Source organism: Halobaculum halobium, assembly GCF_030127145.1.
Lineage (GTDB): Archaea > Halobacteriota > Halobacteria > Halobacteriales > Haloferacaceae > Halobaculum > Halobaculum halobium.
In genome coordinates this window covers 73,210-98,998 of sequence record NZ_CP126159.1, presented here as the reverse complement: position 1 = coordinate 98,998, position 25,789 = coordinate 73,210, and the positions used below count along the sequence as shown (strand labels likewise).

Sequence of the window (25,789 nt, the reverse complement as noted above, 5' to 3'; positions counted from 1 at the left end):
GCTGTCGTGTTCTGTCATTTGATCACCCGAGGGTGCCGATACGGCCCTGTTCGTCGATGGTGCGCGTCACGTCTTTCATCAACTCCATGTAGTCGGTGGCGTCTTCACGGATGACCAGCCCGTGGGCGGGCGCGATGATCTCCGGGTCGAACTTCTCGATGAGCGCGTCGATCTCCGCGTTCGTCTTCTCGACGTCGACGTACTGGTACCAAAACAGGACTCGGCCGTGGAACTCGACGAGCCTGCTCGGGTCGAAGCTCCCGTCGAGTTCGTCGACGAAGGACAACCGTTCCTCGTCGAGGTGAATGAATCCCATCCAGTCGACCGGGAACAGCGTCTCCGTCTCCCGCTCGGTCATCCACACCGACACGGGCGCGTCGAGGAACGTCGCCTCGTGGAACTCGACGGTGCGGTCACCGACGTCGATCCGGTCGCCCTCGGTGACGTGGATCCCGTCGTCGAGGCGGTAGAGTTCGTGGTCGTTGCCGTAGCCGGGGGCGACGAGCGTCGCCTCGGGGTGCTCCTCGAGGATTGCGAGGGCGTTCCCGGCGTGGGGGACGTCCGGGTGAGAGACGACGAGGTAGTCGAGACCCCGATCGCCGACCACGTCGTCGATGGCAGCGAGAACGTGGTCGGTACTTGCCGGCGAGAGGGTGTCAAACAGGAGCGTCTCCTCGCCGCCGTCAACGAGGTACGCACACTGGGGGACGTACGCCTCCCGCCCCGCCTCGTACCACTCCGGAGCGCGGTCGGCCAGCTCCCACGAATCCGTTCGGTCGGGGCCGGCCTCATAGATCCAGTGGATGCCGGGCGCGATTTCGCGTGTCATGTGTGTGCTCCTGACGTGGAGTCCACTAAAATCGTGGAGACGGTTCACAGGTCGCTTATAAATCGCGATTACTATGGCGGCGCTTCGGGGGTACCTTGAGGCCGATTTACAGGCTATCACTTCCCATGCCAAACATCGACACGTCGGCACCGGACGCAGGGCTCGCGATCCCGGAACTCGACCCGCTGTTCGATCCGCGCTCGGTAGCCGTTGTCGGCGCCAGTCCCGACTCGTTCTACTCGGGGAATCTCGTCGCGAACCTCCTCGGGTACGGTTTCGAGGGGACGCTCTATCCCGTCAACCCCGGCCGCGACGAGGTCTGGGGTCGCGAATGTTACGACGACATCGACGACGTGCCCGAGACGGTCGACGTCGTCGTCGTGAGCGTGCCGCGGGAGTACGTCGTCGACGTAGTGGCCGCGGCGGGCGACCGGGGCGTACCGTCGGCGCTCGTCCTCACTGCGGGATTCTCAGAGGCGGACGAAGAGGGAATCGAGCTGGAGTCTCAACTCGCTGAGACGGCTGCCGAGACCGGGATCCGGGTCGTCGGGCCGAACTGCATCGGGGTGATGGCCGCCCGTGGCGCGACGCTCACGTCGACGTGTTCGCGCGAACCTGCGCCCGGACGTATCGGGCTCGTCAGCCAGTCCGGCGCGCTGGCGTTCACCACCTTCTTCGAGCGGGCGGCCGACAGGGACCTCCACTTCAGCCACATCGTCTCGACCGGCAACGAGGCGGATCTGACGCTGACCGATTACGTCGCCTACCTCGCAGTGCAGGAGACGGTAGACGTGATCTGCACCTACGTCGAGGGAATTGACGACCCCGAGCGGTTCATGCGCGTCGCCGAGCAGGCGACCCGCATTGGAACTCCGGTCCTGACGGTCAAGGTCGGGCGCTCGGAACTCGCGGAGGAGGCGACGCTGTCGCACACCGGATCGCTCACCGGGAGCGACGACGCCTGGGAGGCGGCGTTCGATCAGACCGGCGTCCAGCGGGTTCCGGACATCCCCGACCTGCTCTCGCGGGCGAACGCCCACACCGCCTATGGCGCCCCTGACGGCGACCGCGTCTGCATCGCCTCGACCAGCGGCGGCCTCGCGAGCCTCCTCGCGGACATGGCCGCTGAGCGCGACTTGGCGCTCCCCGCCATCGAGGGAGAAACCGAACAGAAACTACTGGACGTCGAGGAACTCTTGACCTACGGTGGGTTCACCAACCCCGCGGACATCCGCGGGTACGGCGCAGAGGCGCTTCCAGCGATCGCCGACGCGGTGCTGTCTGACGACGCCTTCGACGCCTACGTCTTCGCCATCGGCCTCCCGGGGACCGACGAGCGCGCGGAGACTATCGCCGACGATCTACAGTCCATCGTCGCGGCCGCCGCCGACCCGGTGTACGTGCTCTGGACTGGCCGAAAGGCGCCCGAGGACCCGACCGTCACGCCGCCGTACGCTCGCCTCAGGGAGTCGGTTCCGGTGTACGAGGACCCGGGGCGGTGTCTGGACGCGGTCGCGTCGACGACGACGTACGCCGCAGACCGCGACCGCGTACTCGGACGCCCCCCCAGACGCGAGCGCTCGGCGTCCACTGACGAGCCGGCGCTCGACCTTCCGAGGGGGCGCGTCCTGACGTGGGAGGAGACCGCGCCGCTTCTCGATGCCTACGACGTCCCCGTCGCGGAGACACGCCTCGCGACCGACGCCGAGGAAGCCGTCGCGGCCGCAGCGGCCGTCGGCTACCCGGTCGTGCTGAAGGTCGACTCGCCGGCGCTCCCCCACCGAACGGACGTGGGTGCCGTGGAACTCGGCCTCGAGTCGCCCGCGGCCGTCCGGGAGGCGTACCGCGACGTGATGGACGCGGCGCTGGCACACGCCGACGAGTCAGACGTGGCCGGCGTCCTCGTGCAACCGATGGTGGGAGACGGCGTCGAGGCGATTCTCGGGGTCGCCCCCGGCGACGTGTTCGGCTCGCTCGTCACCGTCGGCCCGGGCGGCGTCCTCGTCGAGGCGTTGGACGAGAGCACGACGCTCGTCCCGCCGTTCTCGCGTGATGACGCGCGCCGTGCGGTCGAGCAGACGGCGCTCGCGGATCTGTTGACCGACCGACGTGGAGACGAGCCCCTGTCCGTCGACGCTGTGGTCGACGTGCTGGTGAACCTCGGCGAGTTGGCGACGTCGGTGGAGACTGTCGCCGAACTCGACCTCAATCCCGTCGTCGTCACCGAGGACGGACCGGTGGCAGTCGACGCCCTCGTCCGGACGCGCGACTGATTGCCGTCGGTTCGGCGGCAGGCCACGTGTCCGCCCGCTACGTTCTCCGGTGTTCGTTTGCGTCCGAACGACCGTTGGACAGACAGCGAATCGAACCGGTCCTGAAAACAGCGGCCGGCAGAGGCGTCGCGGCCGGCTACAGCGTCACTTCGTCGCCGATGGCCTGCGAGACCTCTTGGTCGTGTTCCTCGGCGTAGCGTTCCAGGAGCTCGGTCTCGACGTCCTCGACCGGGAAGTAACAGGCCGCCTCGTGATCGTCGGCCGCGAACGCGGAGCGGCCGGGCTCCTCGCCGCGACACTCAGGCCCCGCTTTCGGACACCGGGGGGCGAAGTTACATCCGTCCGGGAGGTTCACCGGGTTGGGCGGCTCACCGGGTAGCAGCACCCGTTGACGGTCGATATCGGGATCGGTCTTGGGCGAAGCCGCCAAGAGCGACGCCGTGTAGGGATGTTTGGGCGTGCGGACCACGTCCTCGGTATCGCCGAGTTCTGCGATCTTCCCCAGATACATCACCGCGAGGCGGTCGGCGATCTGGGTGAGGCTCGCGAGGTCGTGGGAGATGTAGACGATGCCGATGTCGCGCTCGTCGGCCATCTCGCGGAGGATGTTGAGGATGTTGGCCTTTAGCGAGACGTCGAGCATCGATGCGGGCTCGTCACAGATGAGCAGCTGCGGTTCGAGCACGAGCGCCTGCGCGATGGCGACCCGCTGGCGCTCCCCGCCCGAAAGCTGGGCCGGGAGCTTGTCGAGGTACTTCTCGGCCGGCTCGAGGCCGACGTCCGCGATGGTCTGGCGGACGCGCCGGTCTATCTCCTCGGAGTCGACGCCCTGGATCTTCAGGGGTTCCGACACGGCCGCTCGAACCCGCTGGCGGGGGTTGAGAGAGTCGAACGGGTCCTGAAAGATAAACTGTACCCGCGACCGGAACTCCTTGGTGTTCCGGTCGAGCAACTCGTCGATCGGCGTCCCGTCGAGCAGGATCTCGCCGCCGGTCCGCTCTTGGAGCGCAGCGATCACCTCCGCTAAGGTCGACTTGCCACAGCCCGACTCGCCGGCGACGCCGACGATCTCGCCTTCGTGGACCGTGAGATTGACGTCGTTGACGGCCTTGACGTAGTCCGGATCGTCGCCGCGAAGGTCCTCGAGGATCCCCTGAGGCTGCTTGAACCACTTCTCGAGCTCTCGCGTCTCGAGGATGGCGTCGCCGGTCCCGCCCGTCCGGTCACGCTCGTCGCGGGCTTCGATATCCCATGTATCAGGGTCGGCGGCGTCGGCGCGCATCTGGTCGGCCCGGTCGGTGTAGTAACAGGCCGACGCCTGCCCGTTGTCGGTCTCGACGAGCGGCGGGTGTCCCTGCTCACAGTCCTCGGTCGCGAACGGACATCGGTTTCGGAACACGCATCCGGTCGGTTCGCGCATGAGGTCCGGGAGCGATCCCGGGATCGAGATGGCCTGCTCGTCGAACTCGTCGACCTCTGGGAAGGAGTTCTTCAGCCCCATCGTGTAGGGGTTCGTCGGCGTTCTGAACACCCGGTCTGTGTCGCCCTGCTCCATCACCTTCCCGCCGTACAGGACCGACACCTCGTCGCAGGTCTCGGCGACGACGCCCACGTCGTGAGTGATCAAGAGGAGCGAGCTTCCGATCTCCTCTTGGATCTCCATCAGCTTGTCGATGATTTTGTCTTGGACGATGACGTCCAACCCCGTCGTCGGCTCGTCGGCGATGATGAGGTCGGGGTCGAGGGCCAGCGCCATCGCGATGGTGACGCGCTGGCGCATCCCCCCCGAGAACTGATGGGGGTAGTCGCCGGTCCGTGCTGGGTCGAGCCCGACCATCTCGAACACCTCGGCGACGCGCTCGTTCGCCGTCGCTTTCGACACGTTCCGGTGTTTGCGGATAGCCTGTCGGATCTGCGCGCCGACAGACATCACGGGGTCGAGCGAGTCCATCGCACTCTGGGGGATATACGAGATCTCCTCCCAGCGGACAGACTGCCACTCCCGCTCGGAGAGGTCGCTCAGTTCGCGACCGTCGAATCGGACGCTTCCCGACTGGACCTCGCCGTTGTCGTCGAGGAGTCCGAGGACAGACTTAGCGAGCGTCGACTTGCCGCAGCCGGACTCGCCGACGAGTCCATAGTTGTCCCCCTCGTCGATGCTGAACGAGACGTTGTTGACGGCGTGGACTTGGCTGTCCGGCAACCGATACGTGATCTTCACGTCGTCGACTTCGAGTAGACTCATTCTTGCTCCGTCTGTAGGTCTGGGTTGACTATCTCCTCGAACGCCCGTCCGACCAAGAAGACGGCCGTTGTGATGGCGCCGATACCGATGGCGGGCGGCAGAACCCACCACCACGCTACGCGGATCGCGCCCGACCGGAACACCTGTTGGAGCATCCGGCCCCAAGAGGTGGTCGTCGGGTCGCCGAAGCCGAGGAACGCGAGCGACGCCCCGGCGACGATCGACCAACCGACGGCGTATGCGGTGTAGAGGAACCCGATCCCCAAGACGTTCGGCGCGACGTGTAAGAACATCGTCCGCATGTGTCCGGCGCCGCGCGCCCGGGCGGATTTGACGAACGTTCGCTCCTTGACGGTCATTACCTCCGACCGGATGACCCGCGCCGGCATCTTCCAGAGGAAGACGACCAACACGGCGGTGATCAGCCAGACGCTCGGCGTCACGAACGAGAGGATCACCAGCGCCATCGGCAGGAACGGGAGCGCGAACGTCAGGTCCGTCAGCCGCATCAGGAACTCGTCGACACGGCCGCCGAAGTAGCCGCTCGTGAGACCGACGAGGAAGCCCAGAACGCCCGTCCCGACGCCGCCAAACAGGCCGACGATGAGCGTCGGCCGCGCGCCGGCGAGGAACTGGCTCAGCACGTCCTTTCCGAAGGAAGTCGTCCCCAGGACGGCCTTCCCGCCGGGCTCTTGCAGACGCATCATCGATCCGCTCTGTTGGAGCGTGTCCTCGATGGGGTGATACGGGGCGATGTACGGCCCGAAGAGGCCGAGGAAGCCGAATGCGAGGATGATCGCGACTCCGACTTTCGCCGCGTTGTCCTCTAAGACGTGGCCGAGCACCCGTCTGGACCGGCCGAACTCCGAGCGGAGCCGATCTTTCGCGGTGTCGACGTCGAGTGAGTATCCCGACATCAGACATCACCCGCCTCGACGGTCGGATCCAGTTTTGCGTACGCCACGTCGGCGGTGAGGTTCATCACGATGACCGCCAGCGCCATGATGAACACGGCCGCCTGGACCGTCGGGTAGTCCTGGTTGAGGATCGCTTGGACGAGCGCGCGACCGATGCCCGGCCACGCGAAGACGACTTCCAGGGTGATGACTCCCTGAAACAGCATTCCCGTCCGGAGCGCGAAGTACGTCACCAGCGGCAACAGCGAGTTGCGCCCGGCCCGACCGAGCTGTTCCATGTCAGACAGCCCCTTCGCGCGGTGGAGCATGAGGAACTCCGAGCCCTTCCGCTCGACGACGGAGTTGCGGGCGAGCATCAGGAAGTCGCCGCTGTAGAACAACACCGTCGCCGTGAACGGGAGGGTGTAGTGTTTCAGGAAGTCGACCGAGAGGTACGTCTCCAAGTAGCCGTCCGGGTTCGCGAGCGAACTCCGCATCCCGAACGCGGGAAGCCAGCCCAGCCCGTACGAGAAGATGATGAGCAGGAGGATCCCCGTCACGAAGATGGGGACCGCGCGGAAGACGGTGGTCACGACGATGCTCGACTGCTCGAACCACGACCCGCGGTTCCACCCGGCGTACATCCCGGCCAACGAACTGATGATCGCGGTCACGACGAGCGCGGGCAACAACAGGACGAGAGTGTTCATCAGCGCCGGAATGATGATCTCGCCGACCGGCCGCTGCTGGGTGAGCGAGATGCCGAACTGGAACGTGAACAGGTTCTGGATGTACTTGAAGTACTGCACGTAGATCGGCTCGTCCAGCCCGTACATCGCGCGTACCTCCGCGACCTGCTCGGCCGTGAGCGCCCCGGACGCGACGAGCCCGCTGAAGGGGTCCGCAGGCAACATCCGCAACGTGACGAAGATTACACTGACGGCTATCAGCGTCAGCATCGCCGCGATCAGGCTCCGTTTTATCAGGAAGCGTCGAAAGCTCATGGGGAGTAGTGGGAGATCTGCTTACGAGAAGTCGCTTTGATCCAGTTCCGAGCGGGTCGCGTGGCCGTTTTCGACGCGTGTTTCGAACGCGCTCCAGGCGTCACCCTCCGGCCAGACGAGCATGTCGTTGTCGTCGAACGTGTACCCGGCCTGACGGAGCATCTGACGGGCCTGATCGACGTCGTATGCGTACGGCTCGGTCTCGCCGTGGAACGGAGTCAACAGCGGCGTGAGCAGGTTCTGTCCCTTGATCACCTCGCCGCGGCCACCGAGCGTGTTCTCGACGAACCCCTCCTTGTCGAAGGCGTGGCTTAACGCGACGCGGAACGTTTTGTCGCGGAACAGCGGGACCAGGTGGCTCAGGTGAACGTCCGTCGGGACGTAGTTGCGAGCGGTCTGTTTCTCGACGCCGCTGGCGTTGGCTGCGCGCTCGGCCTGCTGGTTCGAGACGGTCGTCCCGATGGCGTCGATGTCGCCCGACTGCATCGCGCCGATGAGCGTCGAGACGTTGCCGACGTTTGCGTGGACCATCTCGTCGATCCCGTCGCCGGGGACGAAGTAGTCGCCGAGGAGCTCCTCGCGGACGTCGTCGTCCCACATCCAGTTGTTCTCGTGTTTCTCGAGCCTGAGCTCGGACCCCTGCTCCCAGTTGACGAACGAGAACGGACCCGTCCCGACCGGGTTGTCGGGGTTGTACTCGGCGGGGCTGTCCACGTCCTCCCAGCGGTGCTTCGGGATGATGGCGCTTCGAACCACCCGCTGGGTGAGGAATGCCGCGTCGGGCTCGGTGAGATTGAACCTGACGCGCCCGCCGCCGCTCTGGGACAGCACCTCGACGTTGTCGATCGTCCGGATGAACGCCCCCTGTTGTGGGGCGTTGTTCTGCTGGTACAGTTCGACGCTGAACTTGACGTCCTCCGGGCCGAACGGCTCGCCGTCGTGCCACTCGACTCCCTCCCGGAGGTCCATCTCGACGGTCGTATCGTCAACCACGTCCGCGTTCGTCGCCAGCGCGGGGACGATCTCCAGCTCCGGAGAGGCGTCGAACAACCCGTCGTAGACGTTGAGGAGGCGCTTCTCCTCCTGGCCGCCGCTGGAGAACGGGAGGTTCGTGCCCTGCATCCCCGAGGTGACACCCTTGACCCAGGTCGTCGAGTCGCCCTGCGGCTGGAGATTCACCTGCGTCCAGATGAACGAGTCCCGGGTCGTCCCGTTGCCGGGCGTCGGGACGTACCCTTCCCAGTCTGCGGTGTTTGCCACCGTGATGACTTCCGGGAAGTTCGCCGCGATGAGGTAGGCGTCCTCGCTGAGTTTGCGCTGGATTTCTTGGCAGATCTCGGCCCGCGCCTCCACGTCGCCGATCGTCCCCGCCTGCTCGTCGAGGAGCTCGGTAATCTCGTCGTTCTTGTAGTTGTAGTAGTTCCCGCCTGTCTCCGGGTGTGCGCGCATGAGGAACGGGTTCGGGTCGAGCCCGCGCTGCGGGTCCGGTCCGTGGAGATTCATCGTGATCGGCACCGGGTGGCCGATGTCGGCCCGCCAGAACTCCCCGTATCTGGTGCTCGGCTGGACGGTGATCAGGTTAACCGGCACGCCGATGTCGTTGAGTGACTGCTGGACGAGCAGCGCGAACTCACGCATCCACGGGGTCTCCGCCTGCGCGAAGTGGGTGTCGACCTCGGGAACGGACTGGCCTTCCACGGCCGTGTACTCGAACTGGATCGCCTCGTCGTTGACGTCGACGCCCTTCGTCTCGACCGGCCATTCCTCCCAGAATCGCGTCTCGATCGAGCGGCCATCACCGCCGCCACCGCCGCCACCGCCGCCGCCACCACCGCCGTCACCGCCACCACCGTCGCCGTTGCCGCCGCCACCGCCGTCGCCGTTGCCGCCGCCACCGCCACAGCCCGCGAGGCCAGCGGCACCCGCGACGCCCGCAATACGCAGGAACTTCCGCCGTGATTTCGTCCCGGTCTCGATCTCCAACGGCTTGTCTCCCGACATAGCAGATACGTCATGCGGCGAAACCCCCCTGTAACCATCCCCGAATTCGCCGAATCATCATCATTCTTTATGTAGTCCGGGGGTCGCGGACTCAGATCCCGGCGGGTCCGGAACCGATATTGCGGATCGACCGTTCGCGACGTGATCTGTTTCGGTTGCACGCATGGCCCGGACGGCGGGTGACCGATCGCCGACGCGGATCACTCTTCGGGCTGGTCCCTCGGAGCGTCGGCGTAGAACACTAGGTCGAACAGCCGCCCCTCGGCGAGCCGGAGCCGTTCGGAGAGGGTAGATTGTGCGATGTCGAGTTCGGTTGCGATGTCTTCTGCGGAGGCCCTCCGCGGGACCTCGAAGTATCCCAGCCGGTGGGCGGTCCGGAGGACGGTCAGCTGTTCCTCGGTGAGCTCATCTCTGATAACGCGGTCGAGCTGGCCCGAGCCAAGCGGCGCGCCGATCGTCTCGACTTGGTTGACGCTCAGCAGCTCGAACTGCCCGAACTGCGCTTCGATCGTGTCTGCGAGGGCCCGGAAGTCGGCCCACTCCGCGACCGTGACCAGTCCGGTGAGCGCTCCGTCTCGGAGTTCGAGCCGATTCGGGAGTGCCTTCCCTCTGAGGATGACGCCCAAGAGGAACGGGTACGGCTCGTGTGCGACGATCGTGAGGCGGTGAGTGCTCCCGTCGCCGGGACCGCCAGCGGCCAACTGGTGGTGGAACAGCTCGACGCGCGAGAGCGACTCAATCACGCTCGTCGGCTCGAACTCCGCGCCAGAGGCGACGACGAGCGACTCGATCCAGTCGCCGTCGCTGGCATAGAAGATGTTCTCGTAGCTGATTCGCCGTACGTCCGGGATAGCCGTGTGTAAATCGGCGATTACTCCGGATGGAACGGTGTGGAACTTGACGCGAAGGATACTGAATGACCCCGGTTGAACTATCACACCTTCGCCGGAGGGTCAGTTAAATTTGTACGCCTGAAATCGGTTCACCCGCGAGTGCGGGCGTCGGGTTACAGTTCGGCGTACGGCCCACCTTTCGACTCGGTGAGTCGGTCGACCTGCGCTTCTGACAGGTCGATCGTCGCGGCCGCGAGATTCTCCTCTAACTGCTCGGCGGTGCGGGCACCGACAATCGGCGCCGTGACGCCGTCGCGGTGCATGAGCCACGAGAGCGCGACCTGGGCGGGCGAGGCGTCGACCTCGTCGGCGACGGCGTCGAGTTCCTCGTGGACGGCGAAGTTCTCTTCGGTGAGGTACGCATCCGCGAACCGGCTGGACTCGGCGACGCGCGACTCGCCCGTGAGGCCGTCCTCACGGTCGTACTTCCCGGTGAGGAAGCCCTGCCCGAGCGGACTCCACGGACAGACGGCGAGGTCCTCGTGGCGAGCCAGTTCGAGGTAGTCTCCTTCGATCTCGCGGTCGACGAGGTTGTACCGCGGCTGGAGCACCGTGAACGGTTCCCAGCCTTCGTTGCGGGCAATCTCGTTGGCGCGCGCGACTTTCCACGCGTTGGGTCGAAGCGTCGACGCTCCTAGATAGTGGACCTTCCCATCGTCGACGAGGCCGTTGAGCGTCTTCATCAGCTCCCTGGCGTCGGTCTGGTCGTCCCACCGGTGGATGTACAGCACGTCCACATAGTCGGTGCCGAGTCGGTCGAGCAGCGCGTCGATCCGGTGGCGGATGTTCTTCCGGTTCGTCCCGCGGCTGTTGGGGTCATCGTCGCGGATCTGCCAGAAGATCTTCGAGGCGATCGTGTAGCGCTCGCGGTCGCGGTCTGCGAGCCAGTCGCCGATCCACCGCTCGCTCTCGCCGCCGCCGTACACGTCGGCGGTGTCGATGTATCGCCCGCCCGCCTCGGCGTACGCGTCAAGGAGTTCGTGCGCCCGTTTCTCGCCGATCTCGACGTTTCCTTCCTCGGTCTCCTTGCCGAAGCGCCAGGTGCCGAACTGGAGTTCGCTCGTTTGAATGCCGGTGCCTCCGAGCTGAACGAAGTCCAAGTCGATGTCCGCGAGGTCAGTCATCACACGCTGATTCGTCGCTTCGAGTGAAAAGGGTTCAGCATGCGGAACGACCAGAAGACGGATCGACCACGTCGCCCTCGGTGGTTGGTTCGCTGGGGATAGAGTCGGAACAGCGCTGATTCAGAAGCAACCCCGTCGAAGATAAGGCCTCAACAGCGTCGACCATCTTCTCTGCACCAGCCTTTCACTGTTATTTCGCAGTGACATAGGTAAGAAAGGCCAGTGCGACTGTCTGAAGCGCACGGAGCGACGCTACTAACTGTTGGACACGGTGGGAGTCCACGTAGAGCATCCCGCTGCTGAAGAAGAAGTAGATCGCGACGAGGTTCTCGAGAATCATCGCGCCGCCGAACACGGCCAACCCCGCGGTCATCTCCGAACCGAACGTCCGGTAGTTGCGTACCCAAATAAGCGTCAACACCAGTAGGAAAGAGACGTTCACGACCGAGAGGGCGGTCGCGACCAGGATCCACGGCCCCATCGAACCGGCCATTTACATCGCCTCCAGAACGGTCTCGAACTCCTCGCGATGCTGTTCGAACCGATCGGTCAGGAAATACAGTTTGCCGTATTCTTCGCCGCCGGCTTCGATAACGTCGTGGTCCTGTAGCATCTCGAGGTGGTGTCTCACTGTGTTGTAATCGACGTCGAGGCACTCGGCAAGCCGGTTGGCGTTCCGGGGCCGCTCGTCGAGTGCGGAGATGATCCGCGCGCGGTTCTCACCGCCCCGCGTTCCGACGAGCAGATACCAGAGTGCCTTCTCCATCCGTTCGTGACCTCGTGTCGAGCTGGTATCAGTTCAGCGGTCATCGACTGACGGTCTTCTTGACCCAGCCCGTCGCCCCGCTCGGGAACGAGTCTGACCGGTTCTCGGGCTGGAGCGTCCCCTCGCCGTCGACCGCCCGTACGACGATCTCGTGGGTTCCGTCTGGACTGAACGCGTGACGCCACTGACGCCACACGTCGTCTCCGGGGGGCGGTTCCGAGAGCTCCGCGTCCTGCCACGTATCGCCTCCGTCGATGGAGACCTCGACGCGTTCGATGCCACGCGTTCCGGCATACGCGTGGCCGGCGACTTCAATTCGTCCGTCGTTGAGGGTGGTCTCACTCCAGAGTTTGGCGACAGTGTTCACCGGTCCAGTCCCGTGCCAGCCACGCTGTTCCCAGTAGCCGTCCATCTCCTCGTCGAGTAACTCGATTTCGGAAATCCACTTGACATTAGTTTCGCCCCAGTGTCCCGGGACCAACACGCGTACCGGATGGCCGTGGGATCTGGGGAGCGACTGACCGTTCATCCCCCAAGCGAGAAACGCGTCCTCGAGGGCCTCGGTCGGGAACTGGACGAAGTAGTCGTCCTCGGCTTTGAGCATCGCACAGTCACATTCGCCGTCGGGATCGGCTTCCGCAAGCAGTGGAGCCAGCGGTGTGCCGGTCCACACGGCGGTGTCGAGTTTGTGACCGTTCAACCCTTCGCCGACACACCGGAGCGTCACGAAGCGGTGCTCGGTCGGCATGTCGGTCAGTTTGTCGAACGGAACGGTCACGTCGGTGCCGACTTCGCCGGTGATAGTCATCGACCAGTCGTCCGGCGAGAGGTCGGGGTCGAACTCCGCGATGTCGACGTTGTAGAACTCATCGAACGAACTCACGAGTCCGGGGGTGTCACCGGAAATATCGAGTGATGTCTTCTCGGCGTCTTGCATGAGCGTGGTTACTTTACCGTTCGTGTCGGTCGGACCATCGGTGACGGAGTCACCTTCGTTGGTCGACCGGCCCAGTCCGAGCGATACGCCGACGAAAGCGAGGGCGCTTGCGCTCGAAACGAGCATACGCCGACGTGAGGGATCCTGTCCGACGGTGGTCGGCGACAGTGTACCGACGGCGGTCCACACCGCGACGGGGGCGGCAGCACCCACCGCGAGTGCCGGCTGGGACGTTATCGAGGCGGCGAATGCCCACGCGAGGCTCCCCGCCAAGACGACGCCCGTCACGGGCCGCCCGTCGCGTCGACCGACGGCCAGTCCAACACGTGCGGTGGCTGCGAGTACCCCGATCGCGATGGCGAACGAGAGAGCGAGATGGAGGAGGTGGCCCTCTTCGCCGACGTTCTGGATTACGAAAGCAACAATCTCTCCGGGCGTCATCCGGACGACCAGCGCGTCGATCGGTGCCACGACGAACCGTCTCGTGTTGCCAGCGACCGCGTACGACCCTGCAACTCCCGTGACTCCGGCGAATCCAGCGAACAGGAGGTTGCTGAGCGAGAGAAGGTCCCGCTCCCGGAACGACTCGATCATATTCGGTATCCGAACCGACATTTGAAACGTGTTTTGCGAATTCCATCTAGACTCTGTTCCCATTCGGTGCTCCCAATGTCCAGCCTTCGTATACCCGCTCCAGCGGGTACCGATAGCGGCCACTCGACCTTTCCCGGGGTAGTCCGGGTCGCGAACGAACGCTCTGCTATCGGAAGTCGATCGTTAGCCATCGTCGTCCGTAGAGTTTCCTTCCATCGAATCTTCGGTCATCGACTCGTCTTCCATCGTTTCGGTATCCATCGAACTCTCAGTCATCGACCCATTTTCCATGGACTCGGTACCCGTCGAACTCTCAGCCATTGACCCGTCTTCCATGGATTCTTCATCCATCGAGTCCGTTTCGTCGTCATCCCCCAGTCCCGAACACCCAGCGAGGGCGACGACCGTAGTACTACCCGCGAGCGTCAGGAACCGTCGGCGTGAGGTATCGGACATACCATCTCACTCGACAACAGGGGAAGAAAAGTAGATTTTTCAACAAGATCCCGAACTCCGTTCCACCTGCGTTCAACTTCTCCCTAGATTCTCTCCGGGATCCGAACTCTGAGTCGGGTAGGAAGGGCTGCTGTCGGTACTGCGATCACTCAGAAGCACCCTACTTTCCGCCTGATCGGCTCTGTTGAAACCCTCACTCGTTGATAGTTTCTTGAGGCCGTGCTGCATACAGCGGACAAATTGACATTGAGAAGTTAGTCTTGAAGCCACTCTGGAACGTTCTCGATACTCTGTGGAGAATTAAAATGAAGCTGCTTGAGGCACTGTGTGATGAACCCAACAATGTTTCGCCCGGCTTCTGGCTCTAGCGTGACTACCGTCCCGATATCGTCGCCTTGTGCAAAGTGGAATATAATTGCATCATCATAGAAGGAAACGTTGCAGTGACAATTCCCTAATGAAAAGGGCTCCTCGGCAGTCTGGACGTTGCTCTGGTGGCGGTAATAGTCACACAACTCCTGCATTTTTTGATCAGAATACAGCGCATCTACATCTTCACGCAGATACAGCGATTCATACCCACCCTCAGAATAGTGAATCGCACCTCTCAGGTAATCGTCCGCCTGTGCATCGAGATATTCCACTAAACGGTTGGCTGCCTCCTGACTCATTATCGGTCATTCGAAAAGTCGGATAATAACATTTTACTCTCAGAGATTCTAAATTGAGCATCTATTTGATACGCAGCAAGTACTGTTCGCTATATCTGCCTGACAGATACCGCAGGATCACCCGCCACGAGAGTGTTACCCAGTCTGCCAGCCGATGAGCTTCTCGAACCCGTACGTAACTCCGAGAAAAATAACAGCGAACACAAACCAACGGAACACATCGAACGTCCCAGTGAACGCGAGTACGTTGAAAATGTACGACAACGACGCACCAACGAACGCAGCGACGTAGAGATTTCGTCGACTGTCCATGCAGGTGTTTCCGACGAGCGTGTATTAATTCTTTTCAGTAGGGTAACAAGACATCCGTCTATCGACTCTATTTCATAATTCTTCGGTGCTTGACAAGCAGCACAGGCCTATCGCCTAATCCGCCCTCTCGTTGATGAAACGAAGGGGGTGATTTACTGAATATACCCTCTGCATTCAGCAACCAGTTCCTCTCTGTCTTTGAGGATTTCAACAGAGCAGACTGATCACTATGGTTCCAGTCGAACTACTACGGGCTCAGTAGCGTCGTCGAACTCGCCCGAGCTTTCTACGGATCGAGCGCGTCCTCGGCGGCCTCCCGTAGCCGCCCAACGTCGTCGTCGCGGTAGCTCGCGTGGGTCGTCTCGACCGACTGGTGGCGAAGCACCTCCTGTGCCAACTCCGCGCTCGCGTCGTATAGCTCGTCGCCCAGCCCTCGCCGCGCCCCGTGCGGCAGCAGCGGTTCGCCGTCCTCGGTGATCCCGCTTTCGGCCGAGAGCCGTTTCAGGAGGGTTCGTGCGCCGGCCGTCGAGATCGCCGGCGGGACGAGGTCGTGCTCACGCAACAGCTCCCAGACCGTCCCTCTCGTGGGCTCGGCGTCGACGCTCTCGGCCTCCCGGACGATGCGGTAGAGGCTTGGGAGGTGGCTCGTGGCGAACACCGGCCACTCCTCGATCGGCGGGTCCTGCCGGCGGTAATGTGCCCGGAGGCGATCAACGCCTGGTTCCAACAGCGGCGTCCGCTGCCACTCCTGTGTCTTGCCGTACACGCGCAGCGTCCCCGCCTCGAGATCGACGTGGCGCCAACGGAGTCCGCTCCGGCGGTCGTTCTGGGGGTCGCGGAACAGTTCGGCGCCGCGAGCGCCCGAGTACGCGAGCACGGCGACGATCGCGCGGTCCCGCGTCGCTCGCGCCGGATCAAGCCAACCGTGATCGAGAGCGTTCTCTGCACGCCAGTCCGTCCATCGGACGATCGCGTCGCGGGTCTCGGGGCTCCAGAACTGCTCGCGGTCGTCGCCGCGGACGCCGATCGACCGATCGGGGAGCGCGTCGGTCGCGACGGTCGACTTTGCGGGATTCGATTCGATGGCGTCGCGCTCGACCAGAAACGTGCAAAAGGACCGGACGAGCGCGAAGTACTGGTGGGCTGTTCGGCCGGTGATCCCGGCGTCTGGATCCTCTTCTCGCGCCCAGGATCGGCGTGCGAGGTGGGACGCGTACGCCTCCACCTGTCGGTCAGAGAGATCAGCGGCCGTCGCGGCGCCTCGCTCGCCCGCGCTGCGCACGAACTCACCGACGACGCGATCGACCTCGCCCCGGTGGCGGCCCGACTCGCCCTTGCTGACGTGGGCAACGAACGCTGCCAGCGCGTCGTCGAGGGCGGTGGTCGCCCCGATATCGGTCGGAACGGTCGTCGGATCCGACTGCGGGCCCATTACATCGATGGTGCCACTCCCGATCGGATAACTCTCCCGCACACAGATTTGGTATTGCCCTGCCCAAAACAACTTATTTAACTTCAGCGTGGATGAGAACAAAACTCTTTTTTGCGACTACTGCTTATATATCAGCGTTATTTCGAATCCCGAGATAATACACACGATCCTCTCGACAGTCGCTGAACGCGACGGGGTTCCGCCCGGACAGCTTGACCCGCCCCTCGCCGCCGTGGTGGACCCGGATGCACTCACGGCAGTCCTTCGCGACACTGTCGGGTATGTCCGATTTCGATACAACGGGTACGTCGTCACCGTCGATGCAGACGGCACTGTGACTGTCGAAGAGTAGTCGACTTCACGCGACTCGCGATCGGGACAGTGTGTTGCGACACGACTTGACGGACTAGCGGAGAACGACTGGCGGCTCCTCGGTCGTGATCGGCAGCGGTTCGCGTGAGTAACCGCGGACACGGTGGGGGTACGTTTATGAATTCGTCCCACCGTCGTCGAAACGACATGTCAACGACATCTGTCCGGGGAACGGTTCGGGGGATGGCGCGGCGCGGCAACCCCGCGTTCGCGGTCGCCGTCGTGGCGATCCCGTTGGCCGCACTCGGCTACGCGGTGACCGGAGCGTCCGTCCAGATCCACACCTACGTCCACGTGATGACGGGGTTGTTGTGGACCGGCATCGACATCTTCATCGGCGCCGTGCTCGGCCCGGTTATCGGCGGACTGGACGACGAACAGAGCGCGGCGGTGTTCGAGCGGTTGACACCGAAGACGGCGTTTCTTCTCCCGGCGCTCGCGGTCGCGACGATCGCGGGTGGTATCACCCTCGCACAGCGTCTCGGCGTGTTTCCCCACGCCGGCGTGTGGCTCCCGTTGTTCACCGCCGCCAACGTGGTCCCGATCCTCCTGCTGTTCGGGTACCGGATGGACGTGTTCAGAGACCGCCGTTGGCAGGCGGTCTTCGTGATCGGGACTGTCGGTTCGCTGGCGTGGGTCGCGACGACGATCGGGGAGTTCGAGATGACGACGCCGGCGATCGTGGTCGCACTCGGTATCGTCACGGCCCTCTCCGTGCAGGGGTTCGGATTCCTCCTCCCCGGCGAAATCCGGATGTACAAGCAGATGATCTCTTCAGATCCAGACCCGGCGATCATCTCGGGGATCGGCCAACAGAACGCGAAGGTGGGACTCGTGCAGGGGCTCTTCCAGCTGCTCCTGATCGCGGACATGGTGTACCTCCGCTACGGCGGGTTCTAACCGGTCGTTTCGGGTCGTTTTCAGGTCCGGTCAGTCGCCTGACCGTCCAGTCGATTGGTCGGTCAGTCGTCTGCTTCGGTCGGTTCAGCGTCGGGGGCAAGCGGTACCGTCACGTCCGCGAGTTGCGCCTCGATCTGTTCGCGCCGCGCCTCGAACTCGCCCGGCAGCACTAGCCGGCCGCCCAGGTCGTCGAGCGGCTCGTCGCTGTCGTAGCCGGGACCGTTCGTGGCGAGTTCGAACAGCACGCCGTTGTGCTCTCGGAAGTACACTGACCGGAACCAGTGGCGGTCGATCTGCTGGGTCGGGCGCAACCCCTGGCTTTGGACGGCCGAGCGCATCGCGGACTGATCCTCGTCGCTGGGCGTCTGGAACGCGACGTGGTGGACGGTGCCGTGTCCCTGTCGGCCGGCCTGAACAGTCGGCAACACGTCGACGTACGAACCGACCGGGCCGGCGGCCGCAAACCGGGTCCGCTCGTCACCTGGGGTGTCTCCTGGCGACTCCTCGGTTCCGACTTCTTCCAGCCCCATCGCGCCCAGTAAGTCCATCGTCGAATCGGGGTTTGCGAGCCACAGCGTCACCGAGTGGAACCCGCGGATCGCGTGCTCGGCGGGAACGAACTCGGTCCACGGCACGGTCGGATCGTCCTCGGCGATCTCCACCTCGACCAGCTCGATCGGGAGGCTGTCAGGGTCCCGCAACGGGAGGACCGTCTCCCCGAATCGTTCGACGCGCTCGTCGTAGTCGACGCCGAAGTCGTCGAAGCGGTCCTCCCAGTAGTGGAGGCTTCCCTCAGGGACGCGAAACGCCGTCCGCGACACCTGTCCGGAGCCGACCTTCCCCTGCGAGAGATTCTCCCACGGGAAGAACGTCATGCTGGTCCCCGGAGTGCCCTCCGCGTCGGCGAAGAAGAAGTGATACGTACCGGAGTCGTCCTGGTTGATCGATCGCTTCACGAGCCGCAGGCCTAGCGTCTCCGCCCAGAAATCCATGTTCCGCTGCGGGTCGCCGGCGACGCACGTGACGTGGTGGATGCCTGGGGTGGGAGAGACAGATGTCATTACTACCCCGTAGGAACCGGAGAAACTTGAACACGCGCTGACGTGAGTGTTACCAGGCGCAAGGCGGTCGAGGTCAGTCGTTACCAGGAGTCACCGCTCCGGTCGGGGATCACTCTTGATCGATGACGCGGACCTGTTCTGCGAGCCACCCCGCGGCCTCCTGTACCGCGTCCGCGTCGTCGCCGCGGACGGTCAGGCGGTTGTGCCCCTCGGTATCCGGATAACTTCCGATAGCCACGTCGAACCGGTTGCGGGCGCCGTCAAGCGCCGCGATCATCGAGCCTTCCGGCTGGGACGTGTACAGCGTTCGCGCCACCTCGTCGCCGGCGAACTCGTCGGCGACGCGGCCGAAGACGGCCCGCACCTCGCTCGGAACGCCCGGCATCGCGTACACGTTCTCCACGACGAATCCCGGACACAGCCCCTCGTCGTTCGGGACGTACTGCGCACCCTCCGGAAGTGACGCCCACGCGGCGACGTCGATCTCCAGTTCGTGCTCCTCGACGAGCTCGGGGTTCGCGTCGCGGTAGGCGGCGACCGTCTCGACGACGGCTGCGCGCACCTCCTCGCGGACCGCCAACTCGCGGTCGAACGCGTCGGCGATGGCATCGGCCGTCACGTCGTCGTGGGTCCCGCCGAGTCCGCCTGTCACGACCACTCTGTCGTAGGCGTCGCTCCACGCCAGTACCTGGTCCGTGATCGCCGATCGGTCGTCCGGCATCGTGAGTATCCGCCGGACGCGTCCGCCCATCCCGGCGATCTCGCCCGCCAGCCACGACGCGTTCGTGTTCGCCGTCTCCCCGGCGAGCACCTCGTCGCCGACGGTGACGATAGCAACATCCATCGATCGACGAAACGGAGCCGCGAGCTAAAAGCCCGCCGTCGGCGACATCGCCACCTGTACTGTCCCGATCTGCCGCCGGCTGCAAACTCGTCTCGCCGCCGCCGATCGCTTCGGCCACGGATCGCGGATCACTTGGTGTCGCCGACCGGCACGAATACGCTGACGTGGCCGTCAGCACGGACCTCGATCAGCGAGCCGTCGTACCCGAATCGGACGGAGTCGGTTCCCGCGTCGGTTCCCGAGGCGTTCTCGACGAGTCGCGAAACCGCCTCGACGTCGACATACTCGAACAGTGTCGGTTCCGTGATCTGGTGCGGGGGTACGCCGTCCGCGTCGGCGATCGCTAGGACGATGACGCTCGTGAGGTCACTCCCAGCCGTCGGATCGAACTGCCGCTGGGCCGTCTGTGTCCAGTCGCGACCGCGCCAGCGGATTCGAGGGGGTCGACCACGTGGCCCATTCGAATTAGCCATCGCTCCTCCCACCGAGGGCCCACCCGTCGAGCGCGGTTTCGACGGCTTCGAGCGCAGCATCGACGGCATCGAACCGCTCGCCGGGTTCGACCGTGTTTGTGTCGCGGTCGAACGCGACGACATCGAGTGTCTCCAGTTTGGGAACGTGCTGATGGTACAGCGAGGCGTACACACTCTCCCATTCGTAGTTCGACCCCTCGCTCCCGTCTGTGCCGTGCTCGACTGCGGCGATGTCCATCGCGAGGTCTTTCAGATCACGGCCGTCGTTCTGATCGAGTACGCGACAGAGTGTCCGGCGACGTTCTGCCGACAAAGCGTCGAACACGAACCCTGGACACACGCCTTTTGACGGTAACAGCCCGGCAGTCGGCGTCCCGTTGGTAGATTCCTGTCCCTCGAAACCAGACTTCTCACGGGTCACGAGTCCACTATTCGGGGACCGATAGATAACTGATAGTACCAGTCGGTTTCACCTTGTCACCCGAACGACCCACGTCTAGACGACCGGCCGATCAACCCGTCCCGCCGCGAGATCTCTCTCACCCACGTTCGCGTGAGTGAACTGCTCGAACTCGGTCGGTGATCGTCTGTCGCCGGTGCCCTCTCAGTCGTATCCGTCGGCGATGCTCCCATGGTCTGGACCAGTCCGAAGGCGTCTACGGTCGCGCTTGCCGTGGGCGAACTCGGTGTCTCTGTGGGTAGAGAAGACCTGATATCCGTCTCCGATGGTCGTCTTGAGCGCCGCACGGTCGGCTTCTTCGACGTTGCGCGGGACCAGTGGCCGACGTAGTCTGACTCATCCCGTTCGTCCACCACCTCGATATCTCGGTCCTCCCGTTCCTCGGTGAACAGCCGCTTTGTGACCGATCGTGTTCTGTTTGCGACGCATGATCAGCCTCGCCGCCTGCGTGTCGTCGCGGCTGGCGTACTGGACACTACGTCCACCACGGCTGTGACTCACCCGATGGGACAAAAACAACCCGACGCAGATGGGCGATCGAACTGCACCGTGGCTTCGAACCGGCTACTGCTCGGCGGCTTCGGCGCTCGGCGACTCGCGCTCTTCGTATTTCTGTTCGAACTCGCCGATGAGCTGGCCCATTTTGGCGTACCAGTCGTTGAGCATCCGCTGCAAGTCGTCGGCGATGTCGCTCGGGCCCGCGGGTGAGTACACGTGGTAGTACCCACCTTGCTCGTAGTTGACCTGGGTCTTCTCGATGAAGCCCGTCTCTAGGAGTCGCTGGATCGACCGATAGGCGGTCGAGCGCTCGCGGTCGACGCGCTTAGCGACCTCGTCGACGGTCAACTCGCCGTCCGCGGCGACGAGCGCTTGATAACACTCCCTGTCGAGTTGTTTGAGGCCGTGGAAACACTCGAGGAGGCCCTCACATTCCATATCCTCTCGCAGTTGGTCGGACATCGCATCGGGCATGGGATATCGTATGCTACTACCCCCACGAGCATAATACTTGTGTACTAAGTATACAATTCCGCTCTCGTGCCTCGCGCGCGGTGAATGCTCCCGCAGACGAAAGGACGCTATCCACGCGCCGTCGGATGCGATTCACTCATGGTCGTGTCTGTGTGTGCGATAGTCGGACAACCACACGATACTGTAGCCCCGGATATGTGTCGTACCAAGACGATCTCTAAATTCAGGACCCAACACGTCAGTGGTCAATGTCACCGGTGCGCACGGAAACGGCCGTTCTACCTGCTGTACTCTGGAGTGTCAAAGATACCGCGTCTGCGGCGTGTAGCCATCAATAACTTATGCATCGCCATGGGTTCGTTACCGGAATACAGTCTTGCAGCTCAATTGCAAAACCATTATACCCTCCGACTGGATAGAGGGTGATGTGAGGATTCCATGGTAAGCACAATATTGCAGCTCGGCCTTGACAGCCTGAGCGGAACCACGCTCGCAGCAGCGCTCATCGGATTGGTTCTGCTGGAAGCGATCGTACTGTACTTCGGCTACGGGTTCCTCGAGTCTACTCTCGGGAAGCGCGTCACGGATCTCTTGCGGGGACTCTGATATGGAGGTCCTTGGTGTCGCCGCCGAATTACTGGTGATGTTCACAGGGTTCGGTCTCCTGATCGGGATCCTGTTCGGATTCTTCGGGATGGGCGGATCGTTCTTAGTCACGCCTGCGCTGTTGGTCATGGGCTATGCACCGAATGTCGCGGTCGGGTCCGGTCTCGCGTTCGTCTTCGGTACATCAGTCATCGCGACGCTGAAACACCGCGACCTGGGACAGGTTGATTACAAGCTCGGAGTCCTGATGATCGCTGGCACAACCGGCGGCATCGAAGTCGGGAAAATCGGACTGGAGTACCTCCAGCACATCGGGCTAGCGGGAAGCGTCGTCAGCGTCGCCTACATCGGGCTGCTCGGCTCGATCGGTGCGTTCGTCACCTACACCGCGCTGAAAGGCGGTGATGGCGGTATCTCGCACGACGTTGAAGAAGACGACGAGGGTGCCGACGACATCCCTCCGATCGCTCAGAAGATTCAGTCGTACAACGTCCCTCCGATGATCTCTATCCGCGGTGGCTTCACCGTCTCGCTGTGGATGGTGCTCGCGGTCGCATTCGCCACGGGCCTGCTATCAGGGTTCCTCGGCGTCGGCGGCGGTTTCATCCGCATGCCCGCGCTGTTCTATCTGGTCGGCGTCCCCGTCCCGGTCGCGGTCGGGACCGACCTGTTCGAGATCGTCTTCTCGGGCGGCATCGGATCGTTCCTCTACGCGCAGTCCGGCGCGGTCGACCTTTCGATCGTCGTCCCGCTGCTGGCAGGGAGTGCCCTCGGCGCTCGCATCGGTGCCGGCGCGACGAACTTGGTCGACGAGGACGACATCAAGGTGTACTTCGGCGTGATGCTGCTGCTGGGCGCCATCGCAGTCGCCGTCCGCGAGGCCGGGAACTACCTCGGGATCGAGGTGCTCGATCTTGTCAGTCTCGCCATCATCCTCGGCGCCGCGCTCCTCGTGAGCGGGGCGGTCGTGGTGAGCAGCGTCCGCAAGCTCCGCGAGACGCCGTCGAGTGCGGAACCGTCGGTCGCCGACTGACCGTTCGAATTTCGCCGCCGCGACGATTTTCTCGACAGGCCGCAACCTCGAACCAGCGACTGCACACGTCTGGGTGGACCTCTTACAGGGTGGGCCATACCTAAATCGACAACAGGGTGAGACACACCTAAATCGAGAGATCGTCGAGGGCGCGACTCAGTACATGACCCACGCGAGACGTGGAGCTTCTAATCGGTTGTATTGTTTAATACATCCAAGACTATATGTGCTCTTCGCCCGTATCCACTCGTATGGGAACGAGACTCGCCGTGCTTGATGCGTCGGTCGGAGAGACCCCAGCCGAGGAGAACTTGCGTCGCGAACTCGACGCCGATGTGACCGTGTACAAGATCAGCGAGGGGGTGTTTCCACCCTCGGTCTCGTCGTCGGAGTGGCGATTCAACGGCGTGGTGATCAGCGGTTCGCAGACCTCAGTATACGACGACCACGACTGGATACACGAGGCGACTGAGTGGGTCCGACGAGTTCACGAAGCCGACGTGCCGATCCTCGGTATCTGCTGGGGCCACCAGTTCCTCGCACAGGCTCTCGGCGGCCGCGTCGTCGACATGGGAACGTACGAACTCGGCTACGAGCTGATCTCCCGGATCGGCGACGACCCGTTGTTCGATGGCGTCCCGCAGGAGTTCGTGAGCTTCGAGACGCATTCTGACCGCGTCGCTGAGGTGCCGCCCGGGGCGACGACACTCGCCCGCAACGAAATCGGCGTGCAGGCGTTCCGCATCGGCAGGGCGTACGGCGTCCAGTTCCACCCCGAATACGACCGACAGACGGCTGAGTGGGTCACCGAAGGGAAGGATCTACCAGAGGAACGGATTCAGGCTGCTCTCGATGGAATCACTGACGAGTCGGTCGAACACGCACGCGCCGCGAAGACGGTGTTCGACAACTTCCTCGGAATCGCGGCGACTCATCAACCTGCGCGGCGACGGTAGTCTGTTGAGACCGCCGCGACCGTTGGATCCCAGTTGTTCAAGATCTGCACAAGACTTTTCGATCGGCGACGCATCGCTTCTACTATGACTACATCAATCTCCGAACAGCTTGAGCAGCCCATGCAGTGTGAGGGACTACTCAGGTGTGTCTTCGGCGTGAGTGAGCTCGACCGCGAGGTGTACGAGGTTCTCACGACGGAGGGGCACCCATGCACCGTCGAACAGGTCGCGGATACGATCGACAGCGATCGATCGACCGCGTACCGGTCACTCCGGCGACTTGTTGATGTCGGGGCTGTCAGTCGCCGGCCTGTCAGTTACAATGACGGGGGCTGCTATCACGTATTTGAACCGGTCGATGCGGACGAGCTCGTCGACTCCCTCCACCAGTATCTCGACGAATGGTACAGAAGAATCGACGGCCTGATCGTCGAGTTTGAACAGCGTCACTCCAGTAAGTCGCGACAGGCGGCAGACGGAGAACGTGTTTGAGACCCATGCGGCGCTGTATTCTCTCCTTTCCTGCTTCCGTAGGGTCCCGGTTGAGGAAATGCACTTAGCCCCTCGATCCTCCTAACCGAGACGATATCGGCTACTGGCAGCCACGAAGATCCGCCGCCTCACAGTATTTGTAGCCGAAGCACAAACGCGGGGCATGCGCGTCGTGTTCGCCACGGACCTCTCGGAGGCGAGCCGATCAGCAATCTGCTCGCGGACCTGTCTTCACTGTCTCAACGCCATCGGGGTCACCGATATCCACCTGTTCACTGTGGTCCCCGACAATGTCTCGGGCAGCCTGCCGGGAATGGACGCCGTCAGTGATGCCCACGAGGCGCTCGACGCCCAACGGGAGACGTTCGAGGCCGCCGGGTTCGAGGTGGAGACACACGTCGCTCGCGGGACGCCGTACCGCCGCATCAACGGCCTTGCCGAGCGGTTGCCGGCGGATATGACGGTTATCGGCTCGCGCGGACAGAGCCCGTTGCGTAACCGGTTCATCGGGGATACCGTCCGCAACGTCGCTCGCACCTCGGTAGTTCCGCTGCTTGTCGAGCGGATCGATGCCGATGCCGAGACTGGCGCGGACGGCGTGACAGCGGTTCACAACGAGCATCTGTTCCGGGAGGTGTTGTACGTGACCGACTTCTCGGAAAACGCCCAGCGAGCATACGAGTTCCTCCCGCGGCTGCGCCGAGCGACCGAACGGGTGACGCTGTTGCACGTTCGCGAGCGCGAACAGAAAACTCAGGGAGAATCTGCCGACGACGCGCGCGAGCTCCTCGCCGAGCGTGCGGCGGATCTCGAAGGCCGGATCGATGTCGAGACCGAAATTTCCCTCCGGTCTGGCGAAGCGGTCGAAGAGATACTCGCTGAGGAGCGGCGGATCGATCCCACACTCACAGTGATGGGCGCGCGTGGAACGAGTCGCCTGCGGCGGCTGCTGCTCGGAAACGTCTCCGAGTCGGTCGTCGCCCGCGGGGATACGAACATCTTGCTCGTTCCGCCTGCGTCGGTCCCACCGCGATGACCGCCCCCGAGTCACGTGACCGATGATCGAGGTTTTCCGGATAGTCGAAGAGAAAAACCTGCGCTTCAGCGCGGTGAACATACCGAGCGCGCAGTCGGACGTGGTTCGCACGCCGACGTGTCCGCTCTACAGGTTGAACGTTCGGTGCAGG

At 63.4% G+C, this 25,789-nt stretch carries 27 protein-coding genes; 9 read left to right on the top strand and 18 right to left on the bottom strand.

Features of this window, described 5'->3' with window-relative positions; translation table 11 throughout:
- Positions 1-22 precede the first annotated feature (22 nt).
- Positions 23-829: an oxygen-binding di-iron domain-containing protein gene (locus P0Y41_RS15485; protein WP_284063691.1), complete on the bottom strand. Its 807-nt coding sequence runs from the start codon at positions 827-829 to the stop codon at positions 23-25.
- A gap of 125 nt (positions 830-954) precedes the next feature.
- Here P0Y41_RS15485 and P0Y41_RS15480 point away from each other — a divergent pair, with 125 nt between their 5' ends.
- Positions 955-3,102: an acetate--CoA ligase family protein gene (locus P0Y41_RS15480; RefSeq protein ID WP_284063690.1), complete on the top strand. Its 2,148-nt coding sequence runs from the start codon at positions 955-957 to the stop codon at positions 3,100-3,102.
- Positions 3,103-3,238: 136 nt separating this feature from the next.
- Here the strand turns inward: P0Y41_RS15480 and P0Y41_RS15475 are convergent, their stop codons facing one another.
- The 12 genes from P0Y41_RS15475 to P0Y41_RS15420 all read right to left on the bottom strand — a co-directional run bounded on the left by P0Y41_RS15475 (position 3,239) and on the right by P0Y41_RS15420 (position 16,433).
- Complete coding sequence (locus P0Y41_RS15475; protein WP_284063689.1) at positions 3,239-5,347, bottom strand: dipeptide ABC transporter ATP-binding protein; 2,109 nt, start codon at positions 5,345-5,347, stop codon at positions 3,239-3,241.
- Positions 5,344-6,264 (bottom strand): ABC transporter permease, encoded by a 921-nt coding sequence (locus tag P0Y41_RS15470; RefSeq protein ID WP_284063688.1) that lies wholly within the window; start codon positions 6,262-6,264, stop codon positions 5,344-5,346. Before P0Y41_RS15470 ends, P0Y41_RS15475 begins: the two co-directional genes overlap by 4 nt.
- Positions 6,264-7,247, bottom strand: coding sequence for an ABC transporter permease (locus tag P0Y41_RS15465; protein ID WP_284063687.1), 984 nt, complete (start codon positions 7,245-7,247; stop codon positions 6,264-6,266). The genes P0Y41_RS15470 and P0Y41_RS15465 overlap by 1 nt, the downstream gene beginning before the upstream one ends.
- A 21-nt stretch (positions 7,248-7,268) precedes the next feature.
- Positions 7,269-9,248: an ABC transporter substrate-binding protein gene (locus P0Y41_RS15460; protein ID WP_284063686.1), complete on the bottom strand. Its 1,980-nt coding sequence runs from the start codon at positions 9,246-9,248 to the stop codon at positions 7,269-7,271.
- A gap of 200 nt (positions 9,249-9,448) precedes the next feature.
- Positions 9,449-10,186, bottom strand: coding sequence for a helix-turn-helix domain-containing protein (locus P0Y41_RS15455; RefSeq protein ID WP_284063685.1), 738 nt, complete (start codon positions 10,184-10,186; stop codon positions 9,449-9,451).
- A gap of 68 nt (positions 10,187-10,254) precedes the next feature.
- Positions 10,255-11,265: an aldo/keto reductase gene (locus P0Y41_RS15450; RefSeq protein WP_284063684.1), complete on the bottom strand. Its 1,011-nt coding sequence runs from the start codon at positions 11,263-11,265 to the stop codon at positions 10,255-10,257.
- Between the two features lie 190 nt (positions 11,266-11,455).
- Positions 11,456-11,758, bottom strand: a complete 303-nt coding sequence (locus P0Y41_RS15445) for a DUF8036 family membrane protein (RefSeq protein WP_284063683.1) — start codon at positions 11,756-11,758, stop codon at positions 11,456-11,458.
- The gene (locus tag P0Y41_RS15440) at positions 11,759-12,031 is read right to left on the bottom strand and encodes a winged helix-turn-helix domain-containing protein (RefSeq protein WP_284063682.1); all 273 of its coding nucleotides are present in this window, start codon (positions 12,029-12,031) and stop codon (positions 11,759-11,761) included.
- A gap of 40 nt (positions 12,032-12,071) precedes the next feature.
- Entirely contained in the window at positions 12,072-13,562 is a 1,491-nt protein-coding gene (locus P0Y41_RS15435) for a molybdopterin-dependent oxidoreductase (RefSeq protein WP_284063681.1), read from the bottom strand.
- Between the two features lie 183 nt (positions 13,563-13,745).
- A complete protein-coding gene (locus P0Y41_RS15430; protein ID WP_284063680.1) occupies positions 13,746-14,018 on the bottom strand; it encodes a hypothetical protein in 273 nt (90 codons plus the stop codon).
- 254 nt (positions 14,019-14,272) lie between these two features.
- On the bottom strand, positions 14,273-14,689 hold the full coding sequence (locus P0Y41_RS15425) for a DUF7522 family protein (RefSeq protein ID WP_284063679.1): 417 nt from the start codon (positions 14,687-14,689) through the stop codon (positions 14,273-14,275).
- 598 nt (positions 14,690-15,287) lie between these two features.
- Complete coding sequence (locus P0Y41_RS15420; RefSeq protein ID WP_284063678.1) at positions 15,288-16,433, bottom strand: tyrosine-type recombinase/integrase; 1,146 nt, start codon at positions 16,431-16,433, stop codon at positions 15,288-15,290.
- Between the two features lie 88 nt (positions 16,434-16,521).
- On the opposite strand from P0Y41_RS15420, the gene P0Y41_RS15415 reads away from it, so the two are divergent.
- Positions 16,522-16,785, top strand: a complete 264-nt coding sequence (locus tag P0Y41_RS15415; RefSeq protein WP_284063677.1) for a HalOD1 output domain-containing protein — start codon at positions 16,522-16,524, stop codon at positions 16,783-16,785.
- Positions 16,786-16,988: 203 nt separating this feature from the next.
- Positions 16,989-17,705 (top strand): hypothetical protein, encoded by a 717-nt coding sequence (locus P0Y41_RS15410; RefSeq protein WP_284063797.1) that lies wholly within the window; start codon positions 16,989-16,991, stop codon positions 17,703-17,705.
- A gap of 62 nt (positions 17,706-17,767) precedes the next feature.
- Here P0Y41_RS15410 and P0Y41_RS15405 read toward each other — a convergent pair whose 3' ends face one another.
- From P0Y41_RS15405 to P0Y41_RS15390, 4 genes are all read right to left on the bottom strand, one after another.
- On the bottom strand, positions 17,768-18,766 hold the full coding sequence (locus P0Y41_RS15405) for a VOC family protein (RefSeq protein ID WP_284063676.1): 999 nt from the start codon (positions 18,764-18,766) through the stop codon (positions 17,768-17,770).
- Positions 18,767-18,875: 109 nt separating this feature from the next.
- The gene (locus P0Y41_RS15400; RefSeq protein ID WP_284063675.1) at positions 18,876-19,610 is read right to left on the bottom strand and encodes a competence/damage-inducible protein A; all 735 of its coding nucleotides are present in this window, start codon (positions 19,608-19,610) and stop codon (positions 18,876-18,878) included.
- A 128-nt stretch (positions 19,611-19,738) separates the two neighbouring features.
- Entirely contained in the window at positions 19,739-20,083 is a 345-nt protein-coding gene (locus P0Y41_RS15395) for a HalOD1 output domain-containing protein (protein WP_284063674.1), read from the bottom strand.
- Positions 20,076-20,504: a DUF7344 domain-containing protein gene (locus tag P0Y41_RS15390; protein ID WP_284063673.1), complete on the bottom strand. Its 429-nt coding sequence runs from the start codon at positions 20,502-20,504 to the stop codon at positions 20,076-20,078. Before P0Y41_RS15390 ends, P0Y41_RS15395 begins: the two co-directional genes overlap by 8 nt.
- Positions 20,505-20,714: 210 nt before the next feature.
- Here P0Y41_RS15390 and P0Y41_RS15385 point away from each other — a divergent pair, with 210 nt between their 5' ends.
- Positions 20,715-20,873: a hypothetical protein gene (locus P0Y41_RS15385; RefSeq protein ID WP_284063672.1), complete on the top strand. Its 159-nt coding sequence runs from the start codon at positions 20,715-20,717 to the stop codon at positions 20,871-20,873.
- Positions 20,874-21,107: 234 nt separating this feature from the next.
- On the opposite strand, the gene P0Y41_RS15380 is transcribed toward P0Y41_RS15385, so the two are convergent.
- Positions 21,108-21,515, bottom strand: a complete 408-nt coding sequence (locus tag P0Y41_RS15380) for a helix-turn-helix domain-containing protein (protein WP_284063671.1) — start codon at positions 21,513-21,515, stop codon at positions 21,108-21,110.
- Between the two features lie 453 nt (positions 21,516-21,968).
- Here P0Y41_RS15380 and P0Y41_RS15375 point away from each other — a divergent pair, with 453 nt between their 5' ends.
- The 5 genes from P0Y41_RS15375 (at position 21,969) to P0Y41_RS15355 (ending at position 25,638) form a co-directional block, all read left to right on the top strand.
- On the top strand, positions 21,969-22,121 hold the full coding sequence (locus tag P0Y41_RS15375) for a DUF7512 family protein (RefSeq protein WP_284063670.1): 153 nt from the start codon (positions 21,969-21,971) through the stop codon (positions 22,119-22,121).
- 1 nt (position 22,122) lies between these two features.
- Positions 22,123-23,154, top strand: coding sequence for a sulfite exporter TauE/SafE family protein (locus P0Y41_RS15370; protein ID WP_284063669.1), 1,032 nt, complete (start codon positions 22,123-22,125; stop codon positions 23,152-23,154).
- Between the two features lie 251 nt (positions 23,155-23,405).
- Positions 23,406-24,110 (top strand): type 1 glutamine amidotransferase, encoded by a 705-nt coding sequence (locus tag P0Y41_RS15365; RefSeq protein ID WP_284063668.1) that lies wholly within the window; start codon positions 23,406-23,408, stop codon positions 24,108-24,110.
- A gap of 84 nt (positions 24,111-24,194) precedes the next feature.
- Positions 24,195-24,602: a helix-turn-helix domain-containing protein gene (locus P0Y41_RS15360; RefSeq protein WP_284063667.1), complete on the top strand. Its 408-nt coding sequence runs from the start codon at positions 24,195-24,197 to the stop codon at positions 24,600-24,602.
- A 163-nt stretch (positions 24,603-24,765) separates the two neighbouring features.
- Positions 24,766-25,638 carry a universal stress protein gene (locus P0Y41_RS15355; protein ID WP_284063666.1) on the top strand — a complete coding sequence of 291 codons (873 nt, stop codon included), beginning with the start codon at positions 24,766-24,768 and terminating at the stop codon, positions 25,636-25,638.
- Positions 25,639-25,789: the final 151 nt, after the last annotated feature.

Coding starts and splice junctions, on each gene's coding strand:
- P0Y41_RS15400 (WP_284063675.1), bottom strand. CDS start 19,610: ATGGATGTTGCTATCGTCACCGTCGGCGACGAGGTGCTCGCCGGGGAG.
- P0Y41_RS15360 (WP_284063667.1), top strand. CDS start 24,195: ATGACTACATCAATCTCCGAACAGCTTGAGCAGCCCATGCAGTGTGAG.
- P0Y41_RS15385 (WP_284063672.1), top strand. CDS start 20,715: ATGGTCTGGACCAGTCCGAAGGCGTCTACGGTCGCGCTTGCCGTGGGC.
- P0Y41_RS15465 (WP_284063687.1), bottom strand. CDS start 7,247: ATGAGCTTTCGACGCTTCCTGATAAAACGGAGCCTGATCGCGGCGATG.
- P0Y41_RS15405 (WP_284063676.1), bottom strand. CDS start 18,766: ATGACATCTGTCTCTCCCACCCCAGGCATCCACCACGTCACGTGCGTC.
- P0Y41_RS15420 (WP_284063678.1), bottom strand. CDS start 16,433: ATGGGCCCGCAGTCGGATCCGACGACCGTTCCGACCGATATCGGGGCG.
- P0Y41_RS15395 (WP_284063674.1), bottom strand. CDS start 20,083: ATGGCTAATTCGAATGGGCCACGTGGTCGACCCCCTCGAATCCGCTGG.
- P0Y41_RS15410 (WP_284063797.1), top strand. CDS start 16,989: ATGGCGCGGCGCGGCAACCCCGCGTTCGCGGTCGCCGTCGTGGCGATC.
- P0Y41_RS15430 (WP_284063680.1), bottom strand. CDS start 14,018: ATGTCCGATACCTCACGCCGACGGTTCCTGACGCTCGCGGGTAGTACT.
- P0Y41_RS15435 (WP_284063681.1), bottom strand. CDS start 13,562: ATGATCGAGTCGTTCCGGGAGCGGGACCTTCTCTCGCTCAGCAACCTC.
- P0Y41_RS15425 (WP_284063679.1), bottom strand. CDS start 14,689: ATGAGTCAGGAGGCAGCCAACCGTTTAGTGGAATATCTCGATGCACAG.
- P0Y41_RS15485 (WP_284063691.1), bottom strand. CDS start 829: ATGACACGCGAAATCGCGCCCGGCATCCACTGGATCTATGAGGCCGGC.
- P0Y41_RS15470 (WP_284063688.1), bottom strand. CDS start 6,264: ATGTCGGGATACTCACTCGACGTCGACACCGCGAAAGATCGGCTCCGC.
- P0Y41_RS15370 (WP_284063669.1), top strand. CDS start 22,123: ATGGAGGTCCTTGGTGTCGCCGCCGAATTACTGGTGATGTTCACAGGG.
- P0Y41_RS15460 (WP_284063686.1), bottom strand. CDS start 9,248: ATGTCGGGAGACAAGCCGTTGGAGATCGAGACCGGGACGAAATCACGG.
- P0Y41_RS15355 (WP_284063666.1), top strand. CDS start 24,766: ATGCGCGTCGTGTTCGCCACGGACCTCTCGGAGGCGAGCCGATCAGCA.
- P0Y41_RS15440 (WP_284063682.1), bottom strand. CDS start 12,031: ATGGAGAAGGCACTCTGGTATCTGCTCGTCGGAACGCGGGGCGGTGAG.
- P0Y41_RS15475 (WP_284063689.1), bottom strand. CDS start 5,347: ATGAGTCTACTCGAAGTCGACGACGTGAAGATCACGTATCGGTTGCCG.
- P0Y41_RS15365 (WP_284063668.1), top strand. CDS start 23,406: ATGGGAACGAGACTCGCCGTGCTTGATGCGTCGGTCGGAGAGACCCCA.
- P0Y41_RS15450 (WP_284063684.1), bottom strand. CDS start 11,265: ATGACTGACCTCGCGGACATCGACTTGGACTTCGTTCAGCTCGGAGGC.
- P0Y41_RS15480 (WP_284063690.1), top strand. CDS start 955: ATGCCAAACATCGACACGTCGGCACCGGACGCAGGGCTCGCGATCCCG.
- P0Y41_RS15380 (WP_284063671.1), bottom strand. CDS start 21,515: ATGCCCGATGCGATGTCCGACCAACTGCGAGAGGATATGGAATGTGAG.
- P0Y41_RS15445 (WP_284063683.1), bottom strand. CDS start 11,758: ATGGCCGGTTCGATGGGGCCGTGGATCCTGGTCGCGACCGCCCTCTCG.